The sequence below is a fragment of the Citrobacter sp. Cs237 genome (genome assembly GCF_030332325.1).
Classification (GTDB): domain Bacteria; phylum Pseudomonadota; class Gammaproteobacteria; order Enterobacterales; family Enterobacteriaceae; genus Citrobacter_A; species Citrobacter_A sedlakii.
Map to the genome: position 1 here is coordinate 23548 of NZ_JAOWIB010000109.1, position 15286 is coordinate 38833.

At 55.9% G+C, this 15286-nt stretch carries 15 protein-coding genes; 6 read left to right on the top strand and 9 right to left on the bottom strand.

What is annotated here, in order from left to right:
• Positions 1-22 precede the first annotated feature (22 nt).
• Genes fdnG through fdnI form a run of 3 tightly spaced genes read left to right on the top strand, consistent with a single transcriptional unit; the run spans position 23 to position 4616 of the window.
• On the top strand, positions 23-3070 hold the full coding sequence (gene fdnG / locus OGY07_RS20205) for a formate dehydrogenase-N subunit alpha (RefSeq protein ID WP_181823167.1): 3048 nt from the start codon (positions 23-25) through the stop codon (positions 3068-3070).
• Between the two features lie 12 nt (positions 3071-3082).
• On the top strand, positions 3083-3967 hold the full coding sequence (fdxH, locus tag OGY07_RS20210) for a formate dehydrogenase subunit beta (protein ID WP_286602766.1): 885 nt from the start codon (positions 3083-3085) through the stop codon (positions 3965-3967).
• Positions 3960-4616, top strand: a complete 657-nt coding sequence (fdnI, locus tag OGY07_RS20215; RefSeq protein ID WP_060569780.1) for a formate dehydrogenase-N subunit gamma — start codon at positions 3960-3962, stop codon at positions 4614-4616. Before fdxH ends, fdnI begins: the two co-directional genes overlap by 8 nt.
• A 111-nt stretch (positions 4617-4727) precedes the next feature.
• Here the strand turns inward: fdnI and maeA are convergent, their stop codons facing one another.
• The 3 genes from maeA to bdm all read right to left on the bottom strand — a co-directional run bounded on the left by maeA (position 4728) and on the right by bdm (position 7036).
• A complete protein-coding gene (gene maeA, locus OGY07_RS20220) occupies positions 4728-6425 on the bottom strand; it encodes a malate dehydrogenase (protein WP_286602767.1) in 1698 nt (565 codons plus the stop codon).
• 159 nt (positions 6426-6584) lie between these two features.
• On the bottom strand, positions 6585-6728 hold the full coding sequence (gene sra / locus OGY07_RS20225; RefSeq protein ID WP_042283041.1) for a stationary-phase-induced ribosome-associated protein: 144 nt from the start codon (positions 6726-6728) through the stop codon (positions 6585-6587).
• 92 nt (positions 6729-6820) lie between these two features.
• Positions 6821-7036, bottom strand: a complete 216-nt coding sequence (gene bdm, locus OGY07_RS20230; RefSeq protein WP_042283038.1) for a biofilm-dependent modulation protein — start codon at positions 7034-7036, stop codon at positions 6821-6823.
• Between the two features lie 331 nt (positions 7037-7367).
• Between bdm and osmC the strand changes: the two genes are divergently transcribed.
• The gene (gene osmC, locus OGY07_RS20235) at positions 7368-7799 is read left to right on the top strand and encodes a peroxiredoxin OsmC (RefSeq protein ID WP_060569779.1); all 432 of its coding nucleotides are present in this window, start codon (positions 7368-7370) and stop codon (positions 7797-7799) included.
• 70 nt (positions 7800-7869) lie between these two features.
• Here osmC and OGY07_RS20240 read toward each other — a convergent pair whose 3' ends face one another.
• From OGY07_RS20240 to OGY07_RS20265, 6 genes are read right to left on the bottom strand one after another with little or no spacing between them, the layout of a single operon-like run.
• Entirely contained in the window at positions 7870-8640 is a 771-nt protein-coding gene (locus tag OGY07_RS20240) for a 3-hydroxybutyrate dehydrogenase (RefSeq protein ID WP_286602771.1), read from the bottom strand.
• A 10-nt stretch (positions 8641-8650) separates the two neighbouring features.
• The gene (locus OGY07_RS20245) at positions 8651-10045 is read right to left on the bottom strand and encodes a GntP family permease (protein ID WP_286602773.1); all 1395 of its coding nucleotides are present in this window, start codon (positions 10043-10045) and stop codon (positions 8651-8653) included.
• Between the two features lie 43 nt (positions 10046-10088).
• Positions 10089-11012 carry a 3-hydroxyacyl-CoA dehydrogenase family protein gene (locus tag OGY07_RS20250; RefSeq protein WP_042283028.1) on the bottom strand — a complete coding sequence of 308 codons (924 nt, stop codon included), beginning with the start codon at positions 11010-11012 and terminating at the stop codon, positions 10089-10091.
• A complete protein-coding gene (locus OGY07_RS20255; protein WP_286602776.1) occupies positions 11002-12207 on the bottom strand; it encodes an acetyl-CoA C-acetyltransferase in 1206 nt (401 codons plus the stop codon). Before OGY07_RS20255 ends, OGY07_RS20250 begins: the two co-directional genes overlap by 11 nt.
• 10 nt (positions 12208-12217) lie before the next feature.
• Entirely contained in the window at positions 12218-12874 is a 657-nt protein-coding gene (locus OGY07_RS20260; RefSeq protein ID WP_286602778.1) for a CoA transferase subunit B, read from the bottom strand.
• 11 nt (positions 12875-12885) lie between these two features.
• A complete protein-coding gene (locus OGY07_RS20265; RefSeq protein ID WP_286602780.1) occupies positions 12886-13584 on the bottom strand; it encodes a CoA transferase subunit A in 699 nt (232 codons plus the stop codon).
• Positions 13585-13726: 142 nt separating this feature from the next.
• Between OGY07_RS20265 and OGY07_RS20270 the strand changes: the two genes are divergently transcribed.
• Together OGY07_RS20270 and hdeB are read left to right on the top strand one after the other, a co-directional pair.
• On the top strand, positions 13727-14614 hold the full coding sequence (locus tag OGY07_RS20270; protein ID WP_269535855.1) for a LysR family transcriptional regulator: 888 nt from the start codon (positions 13727-13729) through the stop codon (positions 14612-14614).
• 213 nt (positions 14615-14827) lie between these two features.
• Positions 14828-15157, top strand: coding sequence for an acid-activated periplasmic chaperone HdeB (gene hdeB, locus OGY07_RS20275; protein WP_042283018.1), 330 nt, complete (start codon positions 14828-14830; stop codon positions 15155-15157).
• Positions 15158-15286 lie beyond the last annotated feature (129 nt).

A 15286-nucleotide genomic window follows, 5' to 3' on the forward strand; every position in this document is an offset into this window, starting at 1 on the left:
CTCTGGAAAAAAGAGGAAAGCAATGGACGTCAGCCGCAGAAAGTTTTTTAAAATCTGCGCGGGCGGTATGGCCGGAACCACAGTGGCAGCGCTGGGATTCACCCCAAAAATGGCACTGGCTCAGGCGCGAAATTATAAGCTGTTGCGCGCGAAAGAGATCCGAAACACCTGCACATACTGTTCCGTGGGTTGCGGGCTATTAATGTATAGCCTGGGGGATGGAGCTAAAAACGCGAAGGAAGCGATTTATCACATTGAGGGGGACCCGGATCATCCGGTAAGCCGTGGTGCGCTGTGTCCAAAAGGCGCAGGCCTGCTGGATTATGTTCACAGTGAAAACCGTCTGCGCTATCCGGAATACCGTGCGCCGGGTTCCGATAAATGGCAACGCATCAGTTGGGATGAAGCGTTTACCCGCATTGCAAAACTGATGAAAGCTGACCGCGACGCCAACTTTATTGAAAAGAACGAGCAGGGCGTTACGGTTAACCGTTGGCTTTCAACAGGGATGCTGTGCGCCTCAGCCGCCAGTAATGAAACCGGCATGCTGACGCAGAAGTTTGTGCGCTCGCTCGGCATGCTGGCTGTCGACAACCAGGCGCGCGTCTGACACGGACCAACGGTAGCAAGTCTTGCTCCAACATTTGGTCGCGGTGCGATGACCAACCACTGGGTCGATATTAAAAACGCTAACGTCGTGATGGTGATGGGCGGTAACGCCGCTGAAGCCCATCCGGTGGGATTCCGCTGGGCGATGGAAGCGAAAAACAACAATGACGCCACGCTGATTGTTGTTGACCCACGCTTTACGCGTACAGCCTCGGTAGCGGATATTTACGCGCCGATTCGTTCCGGTACGGACATTACGTTCCTGTCCGGCGTGTTGCTGTACCTGATCGAAAATAACAAAATCAACGCGGAGTACGTTAAGCATTACACCAACGCCAGCCTGCTGGTGCGTGATGATTTTGCTTTTGAAGACGGACTGTTCAGCGGTTACGACGCGCAAAAACGGCAGTACGATAAGTCGTCCTGGAACTACCAGTTCGATGAAAACGGCTATGCCAGACGCGACGACACGCTGACGCATCCGCGCTGCGTATGGAACCTGTTGAAACAGCATGTTTCCCGCTATACGCCGGACGTGGTGGAAAACATCTGCGGTACGCCGAAAGCTGACTTCCTGAAGGTCTGTGAAGTGCTGGCTTCCACCAGTGCCGCCGACAGAACCACCACGTTCCTGTACGCGCTGGGCTGGACGCAGCATACCGTCGGCGCACAGAACATCCGTACGATGGCGATGATTCAGCTGCTGCTCGGCAACATGGGGATGGCAGGCGGCGGGGTTAACGCCCTGCGCGGTCACTCCAACATTCAGGGCTTAACCGATCTCGGTCTGCTGTCTACCAGCCTGCCTGGCTATCTGACGCTGCCGTCCGAAAAGCACGGCGACTGGCAGAGCTGGCTTGACGCCAACACGCCTAAAGCGACCCAGGCCGATCAGGTGAACTACTGGAGCAACTATCCGAAGTTTGCCGTCAGTCTGATGAAAGCATTCTATGGCGACGACGCGCAAAAAGAGAATAGCTGGGGCTTCGACTGGTTGCCGAAGTGGGACCAGGCTTATGACGTCATCAAATATTTCAATATGATGGATAGCGGAAAAGTCACCGGCTACATTTGCCAGGGCTTTAACCCGGTTGCGTCCTTCCCGGACAAAAACAAAGTGGTCCGCAGCCTGAGCAAGCTGAAGTACATGGTGGTGATCGATCCGCTGGTGACCGAAACCTCGACTTTCTGGCAGAACCACGGCGAGTCGAACGACGTCGATCCGGCAGCGATTCAGACTGAAGTGTTCCGTTTGCCATCCACCTGCTTTGCGGAAGAAGATGGCTCGATTGCCAACTCCGGTCGCTGGCTGCAGTGGCACTGGAAAGGGCAGGACGCGCCGGGTGAAGCGCGTAACGACGGCGAAATTCTGGCGGGTATTTACCACCGTCTGCGCGAGATGTATCGCACAGAAGGCGGTAAAGGCGCAGAACCGCTGCTCAAAATGCGCTGGAGCTACAAACAGCCAGATCATCCGGAATCGGAAGAAGTGGCGAAAGAGAACAACGGTTACGCGCTGGCCGATCTCTATGACGCCAACGGCGCGCTGATTGCGAAGAAAGGGCAACTGTTGAGCAGTTTCGCGCAGTTGCGGGACGACGGCACCACGTCTTCCTCCTGCTGGATCTACACCGGTAGCTGGACCGAGCAGGGCAACCAGATGGCCAACCGCGATAACGCCGATCCGTCCGGGTTGGGTAATACGTTGGGCTGGGCATGGGCGTGGCCGCTGAACCGCCGCGTACTGTATAACCGCGCATCGGCGGACATCAACGGTAAACCGTGGGATCCGAAGCGAATGCTGATCCAGTGGAACGGGACGAAGTGGACGGGGAACGATATCCCGGACTTCAACACCGCGCCGCCGGGAAGCAAAACCGGTCCGTTCATTATGCAGCCGGAGGGCGTTGGGCGTCTGTTCGCGCTGGATAAACTGGCGGAAGGGCCGTTCCCGGAACACTACGAGCCAATGGAAACGCCGCTGGGGACCAACCCGCTGCATCCGAACGTGGTTTCCAGCCCGGTGGTTCGCATCTATGAAGACGACGTACTGCGCTTAGGCAAGAAGGATAAATTCCCGTATGTGGGAACAACCTATCGTCTGACCGAACACTTCCACACCTGGACCAAACACGCGCTGCTGAATGCCATCGCGCAGCCGGAACAGTTCGTGGAGATCAGCGAAACGCTGGCGGCGGCCAAAGGCATCGCCAATGGCGATCGCGTTACGGTGAGCAGCAAGCGTGGGTTTATCCGTGCGGTAGCAGTTGTTACCCGCCGCCTGCGTACGCTGAACGTGAACGGTCAGCAGGTTGAAACCGTTGGGATCCCGCTGCACTGGGGCTTTGAAGGGGTGGCGCGTAAAGGTTATATCGCCAATACCCTGACGCCAAACGTCGGTGATTCAAACTCGCAAACGCCGGAATACAAAGCGTTTTTAGTTAACATCGAGAAGGCGTAAGGGGGCTAGCATATGTCTTTGGAAACGCAGGACATTATCAAACAGTCCGCAACCAACTCCATCACGCCGCCCCCACGGGCGCGTGATTACAAGGCTGAAGTCGCCAAGCTCATTGACGTCTCCTCCTGCGTAGGCTGTAAAGCCTGCCAGGTGGCGTGTTCAGAGTGGAACGACATTCGTGATGAGGTGGGCCATTGCGTCGGGGTGTACGACAACCCCGCCGATCTCAGCGCCAAGTCGTGGACGGTGATGCGCTTTAGCGAAACCGAGCAGAACGGCAAACTGGAATGGCTGATCCGCAAAGACGGCTGTATGCACTGTGAAGAGCCGGGCTGTCTGAAGGCGTGCCCGTCTGCCGGCGCGATCATCCAGTACGCCAACGGGATCGTCGATTTCCAGTCAGAGCACTGTATCGGCTGTGGCTACTGCATCGCCGGGTGTCCATTTAACGTGCCGCGCCTCAATAAAGAGGATAACCGCGTCTATAAATGTACGCTTTGCGTCGATCGGGTGAGCGTGGGTCAGGAACCGGCCTGTGTGAAAACCTGTCCGACCGGGGCAATCCACTTCGGCACCAAGAAAGAGATGCTGGAGCTGGGCGAGCAGCGCGTCGAGAAGCTGAAAGCGCGCGGCTATGAACACGCAGGCGTCTACAATCCGCAGGGCGTCGGCGGGACGCACGTAATGTACGTGCTGCACCACGCGAACCAGCCGGAGCTGTATCATGGTCTGCCGAATGAGCCGAAGGTCGACACCTCAATCAATCTGTGGAAAGGGGCGCTGAAACCGTTAGCCGCCGCTGGCTTTATCGCCACCTTTGCCGGGCTTATCTATCACTACATTGGTATTGGCCCGAACAAAGAAGTGGACGATGACGAGGAGGAGCATCATGAGTAAGTCGAAAATGATTGTGCGCACGAAGTTTATCGACCGCGCCTGTCACTGGACGGTGGTCATTTGCTTCTTCCTGGTGGCGCTGTCGGGGATTTCGTTTTTCTTTCCGACCCTGCAATGGCTGACGCAGACCTTCGGGACGCCGCAGATGGGACGCATTCTGCACCCGTTCTTCGGCGTGGCGATCTTTATCGCCCTGATGTTCATGTTTGTGCGTTTTGTCCACCACAACATACCGGATAAGAAAGACATTCCGTGGCTGAAAAACATTGTGGAAGTGCTGAAAGGTAACGAACACAAAGTGGCGGATGTCGGCAAATACAACGCCGGGCAGAAGATGATGTTCTGGTCGATCATGAGCATGATTTTTGTGCTGCTGGTCACCGGCGTGATCATCTGGCGCCCGTACTTCGCGCAGTATTTCCCGATGCAGGTGGTGCGTTACAGTCTGCTGATCCATGCCGCTGCAGGCATCATCCTGATGCACGCGATCCTTATCCATATGTATATGGCATTTTGGGTGAAAGGGTCGATCAAGGGGATGATTGAAGGAAAGGTGAGTCGTCGCTGGGCGAAGAAACACCATCCGCGCTGGTATCGCCAGATCGAGAAAGCCGAGGCGAAAAAAGAGAGTGAGGAAGGGTTACGTTAATCCCCTCATAGTCCAACAGGCGTGACTGCGGTCGCGCCTTTTTTTATCTGTAGAAAATTTCTGAAGGCAAAAGCGTAAGCCCGGTAAGCGCAAGCGCCACCGGGCAAAACATCAGATAGAGGTGCGGCGATAGTCGCGGTATTCCGCGCGCCAGAAATTGTCGTCGATAGCCTGTTGCAGCGCTTCGGCAGAGGTTTTCACCGCCACGCCTTGCTGCTGCGCCATTTTGCCGACAGCAAAAGCGATGGCGCGGGATACCGTCTGGATATCTTTGAGTTCCGGCAGCACCAGACCTTCACCGTTAAGCACCAGCGGCGAGTACTGCGCCAACGTCTCGCTGGCCGACATCAGCATTTCATCGGTAATACGCGACGCGCCTGAGGCGATAACCCCCAGACCAATGCCCGGGAAGATATAAGCGTTGTTGCACTGGGCGATAGGGAAGACTTTATCTTTCCAGACGACCGGCGCGAAAGGACTGCCGGTCGCGACCAGCGCGTTACCTTCGGTCCACGTAATGATGTCCTGCGGCGTGGCTTCCACCCGTGAAGTCGGGTTTGACAGCGGCATGACGATGGGGCGCGGACAGTGCTTGTGCATCTCGCGAATGATCTCTTCGGTAAACAGACCGGTTTGCCCGGAGACGCCAATCAGAATATCCGGTTTAACGTTACGCACCACATCCAGCAGCGACAGCACTTCACTGTCGGTATCCCACGTCTTCAGATTCTCACGCATCTGCACCAGTTTGGTCTGGAAGGAGAGCAGGTTCGGCATCTGATCGGTAAGCAGACCAAAACGATCCACCATAAACACTTTCTGCCGCGCGGCTTCTTCGCTAAGGCCTTCGCGCTGGGTCTGCGCAATGATCTGCTCGGCAATGCCGCAACCGGCGGAGCCTGCGCCGAGGAAGACGATTTTCTGTTCGCTGAGCTGGCTGCCTGCCGCACGGCTGGCGGCAATCAGCGTCCCGACGGTCACCGCCGCAGTACCCTGAATATCGTCGTTAAAGGAACATATTTCATTACGATAGCGGTTCAGCAGCGGCATTGCGTTTTTCTGCGCGAAATCCTCAAACTGCAACAGCACGTCCGGCCAGCGGTGCTTAACGGCCTGGATGAATTCGTCGACAAATTCGTAATAGTCTTCGTCGGTGATGCGCGGGTTACGCCAGCCCATATACAGCGGATCGTTGAGCAACTGCGGGTTGTTGGTACCCACATCAAGCACGACAGGCAGGGTATACGCCGGACTGATGCCGCCGCAGGCGGTGTACAGCGACAGCTTACCGATAGGAATGCCCATCCCACCGATCCCCTGGTCACCCAGGCCCAGAATCCGCTCGCCGTCGGTCACCACGATAACTTTGATATTGTGGTTTGGTACGTTTTGCAGGATGTCGTCCATGTTGTGACGGTTCTGGTACGAGATAAAAACGCCGCGGGCGCGACGGTAAATCTCGGAAAAGCGTTCACATGCCGCGCCGACTGTCGGGGTATAAATAACCGGCATCATCTCATCAAGATGATTGTTTACCAGACGGTAGAATAGGGTTTCGTTGGTATCCTGAATGTTGCGCAGGTAGATGTGCTTGTCGATTTCGGTTTTGAATCCCTGATACTGGATCCACGCGCGTTCAGCCTGTTCTTCGATCGTCTCGACCACTTCCGGCAGTAACCCCAGCAGGTTGAAGTTACGACGTTCTTCCATGCTGAAAGCACTCCCTTTATTTAACAGGGGGAACTCCAGCAGTACCGGGCCAGCGTAAGGAATATAAAGGGAACGCATTTTTTTGCTTTTGGTTTCCATGTCACTCACTCTTTTTTGAATTTCCGTCCCTGGCTCCTTTTATAATACTGTGCCGTTCAACCAGGGCATCGGACACCGAGTATAAAGCATCATGCCCCCTGGAAACAAAAACACCATCGCTTTTGCGATGGTGTTTATCATCAGATTCTGACTACGCGGTTACTTTTTGCTATCCGGACGACGCTTTCTGCCGGTAGGGTTGTTCACCACGCTGGACGTGTCGCCTTCCGTCACCAGTTTGCGCTGATTGGAAATTTTATGGTCCAGTCCAAGAATATGACGGGCCTGACGGTTCGATTTCATTTTAACTCCTCAATCCTGTTCCAAGTTTTAAGGACAAATTCGCCAATGCGAAAGAAACGTAACCCCTTAGGTTGCGGTATCAGCATAGCACCTTATGCAGAAGCGTGCTGGCCGCTGACCACATAATTGATCGTTTGCTGGTAGATGTCACTGAGGATGTCATTGTCGGTGGCTTCCACCCATTTGGTCAGTTCCATTAAAATGTCATCTTCGGTGACAGCGCCATGTTCTGCGCGGAGACCTTGCTCAATAGCATGAACCAAAGCCGGTTGTGCGTTTGAGGTATTTGCTGAGTAATAAGTAAACATAGGATGCCTCCGTGTCGGTGTATTTATAAGTACGGCTCGCAGAAATTTAATTCACATTCAGAATGGCAAATATTTTTATCGCTGTAGCTCAGAAAAGTCCTGGAAGATAATAAAACTATTTTAACTCTCTGATTTGCCGGTGTTTAAAAGGGTTTTAATTCGCGTTCATCACGCTTTAATATATATTTAATATGCCTGTAAATATAATCTATAGGGTATTGGGACAAGCGTTATTTTTCATTTTAATCGTATTCTGAATTTTATTGAATAGTCCATCAGACCTGCCAGCCATGGTCTATACTTGCATTTTTGAGCCAACAGGAGAGCAGCAATGACAATCCATAAAAAAGGTCAGGCACACTGGGAAGGCGACATTAAACGTGGAAAAGGCACTGTTTCTACCGAAAGCGGTGTCCTGAATCAACAGCCTTATGGCTTCAATACCCGTTTTGAAGGCGAAAAGGGCACGAATCCGGAGGAGCTGATTGGCGCGGCGCATGCGGCGTGCTTTTCTATGGCGCTTTCGTTGATGCTGGGTGAAGCGGGCTTTACGCCGGAGGCGATTGATACTACCGCCGATGTGTCACTGGACAAAGTGGATAACGGGTTTGCAATTACCAAAATCGCGTTGCACAGTGAAGTGCGCGTGCCAGGGATTGATGCGGAAACCTTTGACGGCATTATCCAGAAAGCCAAAGCGGGATGCCCGGTATCTCAGGTGCTGAAAGCGGAAATCACCCTCGATTATCAGCTGAAAGCCTGACAAGCCCTGATACCGGGTGATGGGGCGTCACCCGGTAAACAAAACGTCTCCGGGCGACGCCAAAACCGCATTACTGCGCCACCCACCCTCCATCCATATTCCACGCCGCGCCGCGAACCTGGGCCGCGCCTTCGGAACACAAAAACAGAGCCAGTTCCCCTAATTGCTCGGGTGTGACAAACGCCCGCGAAGGTTGTTTTTCCGCTAATAACGCTTCCCGCGCGTCACTGGGGTCTGCGCCTTCCGCGATGCGTTTGTCGATCTGCTGTTGTACCAGCGGAGTCAGCACCCATCCTGGACAGAGCGCGTTACAGGTTATGCCGGTCTGCGCGGTTTCCAGAGCGGTGGTCTTCGTGAACCCCACCACGCCGTGCTTGGCCGCGACGTAGGCCGCTTTGTCTTTTGATGCCACCAGCCCATGCACCGAGGCGATATTGATGATGCGGCCCCAGTTTCGGGCGCGCATAGAGGGTAACGCCAGACGCGTGGTGTGAAAAACCGAGGAGAGGTTAATGGCGAGAATCGCATTCCACTTCTCGACGGGAAAATGTTCAATCGGCGAGACGTGCTGGATCCCGGCGTTGTTAATCAGGATATCCACGCCGCCGAATTCCCGTTCGGCGTAGCGCATCATCTCTTCAATTTGTCCGGCATCGCTGAGATCTGCGCCGTGGTAGCCCGCCCTGACGCCACAGGCGTCAATGGCGTCTTTGGCGGCCTCAACGTCACCAAAGCCGTTCAGGATAATCCGCGCGCCGGCTTTTGCCAGGCTCTGCGCAATGCCCAACCCGATGCCGCTGGTGGAGCCGGTAATCAGCGCCGTTTTTCCGTTCAAAGTCATCGCATTCTCCTCAGACAATTCCGGTGGTATAGAACACACCAATCACAAACAGTACCGCCAGGCTTTTGATGATCGTAATGGCGAATATTCCGCCGTAGGCCTGACGGTGGCTCAGCCCGGTAATGGCGAGCAGGGTAATGACCGCGCCATTGTGCGGCAGGGTGTCCATTCCGCCGCTGGCCATTGACGCCACGCGGTGAAGCACTTCCAGCGGAATGTTGGCGGCGTTTGCCGCCGCAATAAAGGTATCTGACATCGCCGCCAGCGCAATACTCATCCCGCCGGAAGCGGAACCGGTGATCCCGGCGAGGGTGGTGATGCTGATTGCCTCATTCAACAGCGGATCGGGGATAGCCGCCAGCGCGTTAGACAGCACCAGAAAACCGGGAAGGGCGGCGATCACCGCGCCAAAGCCGTATTCGGACGCGGTGTTCATGGCCGCCAGGATCGCGCCGCCTACTGCGGTTCGGCTGCCTTCCGCCAGACGCCCCTGTATATTGCGATAGCCGAAAATCACCACCATCAGGATCCCTGAGACCAGCGCCGCCTCAACGGCCCAGATGGCGGTTATCTTGCTGATTTCGGTCGTCACCGGCGTAGCCAGTCCGGGCAGGTCAAGCTGGTGAGTGCTGCCGTACCAGACCGGGATCCAGCGGGTAAACAGCAGATTGAGCACGCCCACCAGGATCAGCGGTGAAATGGCGACGAAGGGATTGGGCAAATTGATATTGTCCGGTGTTTCCGGTTCGTTTTGCAGCTCGGTACCATAACCTTCATTCCTGGCTAGCGCTTTTCGCCGCTGGCGCTCAAGGTACAAAAGCCCGACAAAAATGATAAACAGCGAACCGATCAACCCAAGCCACGGCGCGGCCCAGGCATTGGTGCCAAAAAAGCTGGTCGGAATGATGTTCTGGATCTGCGGCGTTCCCGGCAGCGCGTCCATGGTGAAAGAGAATGCGCCCAGCGCCACCGTCGCGGGGATCAGTCGCTTGGGTATCTGGCTCTGGCGAAACAGTTCGGCGGCAAAAGGATACACGGCGAAAGCCACCACAAACAGCGACACGCCGCCGTAGGTCAGCAGGGCGCAGACCAGCACGATCACCGGGATCGCATGACGCCGTCCAAGCAGATTGATCGCCGCGGCAACGATTGAACGCGAAAAACCGGACAGTTCAATCAGCTTGCCAAACACCGCCCCCAGTAAGAAAACGGGGAAATACAGCTTTACAAAGCCAACCATCTTTTCCATAAACAGGCCCGTAAAGGCCGGGCCGACAGCGGTAGGCTCAGTCAGTAAGACCGCCCCTAATGCCGCGATAGGCGCAAACAGGATAACGCTGTAACCGCGGTAGGCTGCCAGCATCAGCAGACCCAACGCGGCCAGGGCAATTAACACACTCATCATGACTCCTCGGTATCGTTGTTATAGTGGGGTACAGAAAGAGAAGTTACGGTTTCAGGGCAAAACGCAGCTGATGCCGTCTGCGTTCGCGGATACTGTCTTTTCGCGTCTCGTCCCAACGGTAAAACCCCTGGCCGCTGCGCATCCCGGTGTCACCGTTGGCGACGATGTCCGCGACCAGCGACATCATGTCGCTGCCGCTGGCCAGTTCCGGCAGCAGATGGCGGCAGATATCCTGAACGGTGTTGAGTCCGGTCATGTCCGCCGCTTCCAGCGGGCCGACCATGCCATAACGTCGACCCAATGAGGCGCGCATCACCCGATCCACCACGTCCGGGCTGGCGATGCCGCTTTTGACGATATGCAGCGCTTCGCGCAACAGCGCAAACTGCAGACGGTTGCCGACAAAGCCCGGCGCGGCGCGATCGAGGATCACGGCTTCCAGTTGCATACCGCTCAGCAGCGCCTGAACCTCCTGCATATACCGTGGCGCAGTTGCGCTGCCCGGTACAATCTCAACCAGCGGGATAAAATGCGGCGGATGCCAGAAGTGGGCGATCAATAAGCGCTGTGGATGGCGAAGCTTTTCCGCCAGCGCGTCCGGCGGCAACCCGCTGGTGTTGCTGGCGATGATGGCCTGCGGATCGATAACCTGCTCCAGCTGCGCATACAGCGCGTGCTTAAGTTCAAGGCGCTCGGGAATGGCTTCGATCAGCAGCGATGAAGCGGCAATATCGGCAAGCGATGTGGTCCCCTGCAGCCGGGACAGGACAGTGGCTTTATCTGCCGCGGAAAACTGCCCGGCCGCGATCAATTCCTCCAGGATCTCGCCAGCAACGGACGTTATTTCCGCAGTACGTGCTCTGTCGGTGTCGTACAGCCAAATCTCATGCCCGGAACGGGCAAAATGGCAGGCGATACCTACGCCCATCAGTCCTGCGCCCAGGACAGCGAAACGGTTAGTTTGCATGGCGATCCCCCCGGGTGCGTTCCACCGCCAGCGCCACACCCTGACCACCGCCGACGCACAAGGTTGCGAGTCCTTTGCCGACGTTGCGTCGCGCCATCTCGTGCAGCAGTGTGACCAGAATGCGGCAGCCGGACGCGCCAATCGGATGACCGAGCGCGATAGCGCCGCCGTTAACGTTAACTTTGCTTTCGTCCCAGTCGAGTGCCTGACCGACCGCCAGCGCCTGTGCGGCAAAGGCCTCGTTCGCTTCGATCAGATCGACTTGCGCCAGCGTCCAGCCCGCGCGTTGCAGGCATTGCTGCGAGGCCTCAACAGGACCGATCCCCATGACCGCCGGATCGACGCCAGAAACGGCGTAGCCAGCAATGCGCGCCAGCGCCGGTAAATTCAGCGCCGCGGCGCGGCTGGCGCTCATCAGCATCACGGCGGCGGCGCCATCGTTAATCGACGAGGCGTTCCCGGCGGTAACCGTCCCGTCTCCCGGACGAAAGGCCGGTTTTAATTGGGCCAGTTTCTCAGCCTGTGTGTCCGCACGCGGCTGTTCGTCTCGCTCAACCCGTCGCGGCGGTTTCTTACCCTGCGGAACGTTTAGCGGTGTGATTTCGGCGCTAAAGTAACCAGCCTCGAGCGCCAGCGTCGCTTTTCGCTGTGAGCGAAGGGCAAACGCATCCTGTTGCTCACGGCTAATGACAAACCTCTCTGCCAGATTCTCGGCAGTGATGCCCATGTGGTAGTCATTAAACGCGTCCCAAAGGCCGTCATGTACCACGCTGTCCTTCATGCTGGCGTGGCCGAGGCGCAGACCGGTCCGTGCGCCGTCCAGCAGGTAGGGGGCGTTGCTCATACTTTCCTGTCCGCCTGCAATAACAATCTCCGCATCACCGCAGCGAATGGCCTGAGCCGCTTGCAGCACCGCTTTTAATCCCGATCCACAAATCAGATTCAGCGTCACCGCCGGCGTCGTGACCGGCAGTCCGGCGCGGAGGGCCGTTTGCCGCGCCGGGTTTTGTCCACAGCCTGCGGTCAGTACCTGCCCGAAAATGACTTCGTCGATCGCATCGGCTGGCAGGGCGGTTTTCTCCAGCAATGCGCGAATGACGCACGCGCCGAGTTCTACCGCCGGAAGCGGGGCTAAAGCGCCGTGAAAGCTGCCTATGGGTGTGCGGGTGGCCGCAACGATAACAACATCCTGCATGGTCATCTCCTCAGGTGAACTGCATTTCAGGCACGTTTTCCGCCACAACCAGCTTGCCGGCGGTTTTCGCGACGATCTCCTCGACGCTCACGCCTGGCGCACGTTCGCGCAGGATGAAGCGGCCATCGGCAATGTCCAGCAGCGCCAGGTCGGTGAGGACACGTTTGATACAACTGACGCCGGTGAGCGGCAATGTGCAGTCCGGAAGCAGCTTGGATTCGCCGCTTTTAGACGCGTGGGTCATGACCACGATGATGTTTTCCGCCCCCGCGACCAGATCCATCGCGCCGCCCATCCCTTTCACCATCTTGCCGGGGATCATCCATGAGGCGATGTTGCCGTTAACGTCAACTTCAAACGCGCCCAGCACGGTCAGGTCAACGTGTCCGCCGCGGATCATGGCGAACGACTGCGCTGAGTCGAAAATCGCCGCGCCCTTGCGTGCGGTGTCGGTCTGTTTTCCGGCGTTGATCATATCGGCATCCAGTTCGTCCTCCGTCGGGAACGCCCCCATTCCGAGCAGTCCATTTTCCGATTGCAGCATCACGTCCATGCCCTCGGGGATGTAGTTGGCGACAAGGGTGGGGATGCCAATCCCCAGGTTGACGTAATAGCCGTCGCGCAGTTCCCGGGCGACGCGCATAGCCATTTGTTCGCGGGTTAACATGTTCTGTCTCCTTAGCGGCGTAATGTGCGTTGCTCAATGCGTTTTTCGAAATGGCCCTGAATCAGGCGATCGACGAAGATGCCAGGGGTATGAATCGCGGCAGGATCAAGTTCGCCAGGGGGGACGATTTTTTCGACTTCAACCACCGTGATGCGTCCGGCGGCAGCCATTAGCGGATTGAAATTTTGCGCGGTATGGCGATAGATAACGTTACCGTACCAGTCGGCCTTCCAGCCTTTAACCAGCGCGAAATCACCGGTAATCGCGCGTTCCATAATGTACGGGCGACCGTTGAACTCCCGCACTTCTTTACCCTCGGCCACTGGCGTACCGTAACCGGTGGCGGTGAAGAAAGCAGGGATCCCCGCGCCGCCTGCGCGTAACTGTTCCGCAAGCGTGCCCTGGGGCGTCAGCGTCGCTTCCAGTTCGCCGCTCAGTACCTGTTGTTCAAAGAGGGCGTTTTCACCGACATAAGAGGCCACCACTTTGCGTACCTGGCGTGTTTCCAGCAGTACGCCCAGACCGAAGCCATCGACGCCGCAATTGTTTGACACCACTGTCAGTCCCTGAACTTCGCGACGGCGAACCTCGGCAATCAGGTTTTCCGGTATACCACAGAGTCCAAAGCCGCCCGCCAGCAGCGTCATGTTGTCGGTGATCCCGTCCAGCGCCTCTTGATACGTAGCGACGCGTTTATCCAGTCCAGACATATCATTGCCCCTCCAGTTGTCCTTGCCGACATCATTAGGGGCGGAAAATGATTTGTTAATTTTAAATTTGTGACTCACTCATTTGGTTTTTTTATCAATTTGATGTTAATTAAATGTATTCAAACAGTTAATGGGGCGCAAAATGAGAATGAGCATCAAACAGTTACGCGCATTTTTAGCGGTAGCTCACACTCTGAATTTCGCCCACGCCAGCGAACGGCTGAATATATCCCAGCCCGCGCTAAGTTTGACGATCAAAGGCCTGGAGGAATCGCTGGGGGGGCCATTACTGTTGCGAACCACGCGGAGAGTCACGCTGACCCAGGAGGGGGAAACGTTGCTGACGATGGCGCGTCAGCTTATTGCCGACTGGGATAACACTGAAGAAGCCATGCGCCAGCGCTTTACACTCCAGCGGGGAAAAGTGTCGGTAGCGGCGATGCCGTCCTTTGCGGCGAACGTCCTGCCGCCGGTGCTGAAAGCCTTTCGTGACCGCTACGCCGGGATCAACGTTACCGTTCATGATGTGATCAATGAACAGGTGATTGAAATGGTAAGTGAAGGGCGGGTGGAAATGGGGATTGCCTTCGAGCCGGATTATTCCGGGCATCTGCACTTTACCCCGCTCGGTCTGGACCGCTTTGTGGCGATAGTCCCGCCGGATTCCCGCCTCGCGACGCGGGAACGGCTTTCCTGGCGCGAGCTGTTGAGCCTGGATTTTATCGCTCTCCAGCGTCCTTCGGCTGTGCGTCTGATGCTGGAAGAACAACTGGCGCAAAGCGGCCGCCCGCTGGAGGTGGCGCTGGAAAGTCATCAACTGGTTACCGTGGGGCGTCTGGTGGCAAACGGCCTCGGCGGTAGCGCGGTGCCCGCGCTCTGCCGTACGCAGATGACCGAGCTTGGCGCGGTGTGCCTGGAACTGGACGGTCCGGTGATTGAACGCAGAGTGGGTGTGCTGCGATCGGCCCATCATAAGCTCTCTACCGCCGCCCAGGCATTGTTAGACACGTTGAAGAAGGCATATGGATAAGCGTCAGGTTAGTCCCGGTTGCCCGGCGGGGTAGTTCACGGAGAGCCGCCTCTTTGCAAACAGCAGGATTAGCATCCAAAAATATAAAAAATAGCCATAACATCAGAGCGCATATTTATTTCATGTTCGTGAAGGGTATTATTTCTTTCGTTCTACATTAACGGTTTAAGCGCGCATGTAGAGATTATTGATCTCATAAATGGAGTAAGAATAATGAACACATTTTCCTTCGCGACTGCAGGTATTTTAGCGGCAGCGCTGTTAACCAGTCTCAGCGTCAATGCGGCGACCAGTAACACAAAAACAGACGTAACCCCCAGGGGGATGAGCTGCCAGGAGTTTGTTGACCTGAACCCGCAAACCATGGCGCCCGTAGCTTTCTGGGTATTGAACGAAGATGAAGATTTTAAAGGCGGGGATTACGTGACCTTTGACGAAACCGTTACCACGGCGGTGCCGCTTGCTGTCGAAATATGCAAAAAACATCCTCAGAGCGAATTAACAAAAATCAAAGACGAAATCAAAAAAGAATTAAGCAAATAAATCTGAGTCGTTATTTAAACCCAGCCAGAGTGCTGGGTTTTGTTATTTGTGACAACGTCACATGTCAATCATCTTCATCACGGAAATAAATAATAAAGCTCTTCTCCGGCGTGCCGATACTGAATACAA